This is a genomic window from Chryseolinea sp. H1M3-3 (assembly GCF_029360725.1).
Taxonomy (GTDB): Bacteria; Bacteroidota; Bacteroidia; order Cytophagales; family Cyclobacteriaceae; genus Chryseolinea.
On record NZ_JARKMY010000010.1, the window covers coordinates 378,780 to 381,299 of the forward strand.

2 protein-coding genes are annotated in these 2,520 nt (G+C 37.5%); both read left to right on the forward strand.

All coding sequences use genetic code 11. From position 1 onward, the window contains the following. Window positions 1–1,510 (forward strand): asparagine synthase (glutamine-hydrolyzing) (gene asnB / locus P2W71_RS18520; protein WP_276372804.1); only part of this gene is annotated, 1,510 nt, incomplete at its 5' end. A 68-nt stretch (window positions 1,511–1,578) separates the two neighbouring features. Next, the coding region (gene asnB, locus P2W71_RS18525; RefSeq protein WP_276372805.1) for an asparagine synthase (glutamine-hydrolyzing) at window positions 1,579–2,520 on the forward strand (942 nt) is incomplete at its 3' end.

Consider the following 2,520-nt stretch of genomic DNA (forward strand, 5'->3'; position numbering starts at 1 on the left):
TTTTGCCATTTATGATATCAAAAAGCAAATTATTTTTCTGCTGCGCGACAGGGCAGGTATTAAACCACTGTACTTCTTTTATAAAAATGATGCTTTGCTTTTCGCTTCTGAACTCAAATCTATCTACACCTATCCCAACTTCGAAAAAAATATCAATGAACAGGCGGTATCACTTTTTTTTAAGTACGCTTACATTCGTGCACCCCATACCATTTTCAAACATACCTATAAAGTTAAACCAGGACATTATATCAAAATCGATGTTGTACATAAAACCGTTGAGGACATTAAATACTACGATGTGCTGGACTACTACAACAAACCTAAATTGAAAATATCGGAAGAAGAGGCAGCTACAGAGGTAGAAAGACTTTTTACTTCTGCTTTTCAATACCGCATGGTAAGTGATGTTCCCGTGGGCGTTTTCTTAAGTGGCGGTTATGATAGCGGCGTTGTGGCTGCAGTTTTACAAGCAAACAACACCCAACGAATCAAAACCTTTACCATTGGTTTTAATGAAGCCAAATACAATGAGGCACATCATGCTAAAAAAATGGCTGAATACATGGGAACAGATCATCATGAATATTACTGCACAACAAAAGAGGCGCAGGATATATTGCCAGATCTTCCCGAAATTTATGACGAACCCTTTGGAGATAGCTCTGCCATTCCTACTACACTGGTAAGCCGATTCGCTCGAAAACATGTAACCGTAAGTTTGTCTGCTGATGGAGGTGACGAAATATTTGCAGGGTATATGCGATATCCATTCCTACAACGGATTAATAATACCATCCATGGATTTCCTAAAGCGGTTCTAAATACAGGTAAATTTTTATCAAATCTTTCTGTAAACTTTGTTCCCTTTTTAAAAAATAATTCCCGGATGTTAAGAATTCATGAATTGCTTAACGGATCAGACATCTTAAACATTGCGGATATATTTAGCCAATATTACAACACAGCTGAGTTAAAGGCATTGCTTAAACTGCGAAATGTTAACGCGGGGCTTTATGATGAAATGTCTCCGATAAATAATCAAAATGATTTTATCAATACTTGTTTAGCGCTCGATTACTCAATTTACATGGTCGACGATATTCTGGCAAAAGTGGACAGGGCCACCATGAGTGTAGGTTTGGAAGGCAGAGAACCTTTACTGGATAATAGAATTATTGAATTTGTGTCACAACTTCCTTCTAAATTGAAATATAATCATGGTGAAAAGAAGTATTTGCTAAAAAAGATCACACATAAATATCTCCCTAAAACTTTAATGGATAGACCCAAATCAGGGTTTGCCCTCCCTGTCAATGAATGGTTGAGAGAAGATTTAAAGGACTACCTTTTTCAATATATCAATGAAGGACAACTAGGTAAGCACAATTTTATAAATTCAAAAAAGGCAATTTTGCTTAGAAATGATTTTATTGTAGGCAAAGAAAATACGGATACTAAGATCTGGCTCTTACTAATGTTCCAAATGTGGTGGAACCGATGGATGTGATGACTTAGATTTGGAATATAAATCACCACAGGGTGTTTCTGGTTAACTCGTTTTTAAAATTATAATTTATGTGTGGCCTTACAGGATTTTGTGATTTCAATAGACACCTCACTGAGGAGCATCTTGGTAAGGCAACCGACATATTGAAACACCGAGGGCCCGACAGTGGAAATGCAGTCTTCTTTTCCACTAGCCAAGCCAACATCGGTTTGGGCCACCGCCGCTTATCCATCCTGGATGTATCATCTAATGGAAACCAGCCCATGTATAGCGATGATAAAAGTGTGGTGATCATTTTGAATGGTGAAGTTTACAACTTTAAGGAAATACGAAAAGATCTTATCGCCTTAGGCTATTCTTTTCATTCAGATTCCGACACCGAGGTCATTATTAAGGCGTATCAACAATTCGGAATAGATGCTGTTCATAAGTTCATCGGCATGTTTGCATTTGCCATTTATGATATCAAAAAGCAAATTATTTTTCTGCTGCGCGACAGGGCGGGTATTAAACCACTGTACTTCTTTCACAAAAATGACGCTTTGCTTTTCGCTTCTGAACTCAAATCTATCTACACCTATCCCAACTTCGAAAAAAATATCAATGAACAGGCGGTGTCACTTTTTTTTAAGTACGCTTACATTCGTGCACCCCATACCATTTTCAAACATACCTATAAAGTTAAACCAGGACATTATATCAAAATCGATGTTGTACGTAAAACCGTTGAGGACATTAAATACTACGATGTTTTGGACTACTACAACAAACCTAAACTGAAAATATCGGAAGAAGAGGCAGCTACAGAGGTAGAAAGACTTTTTACTTCTGCTTTTCAATACCGCATGGTAAGTGATGTTCCCGTGGGTGTTTTCTTAAGTGGTGGTTATGATAGCGGCGTTGTGGCTGCAGTTTTACAAGCAAACAACACCCAACGAATCAAAACCTTTACCATTGGTTTTAATGAAGCCAAATACAATGAGGCACATCATGCTAAAAAAATGGCTGAA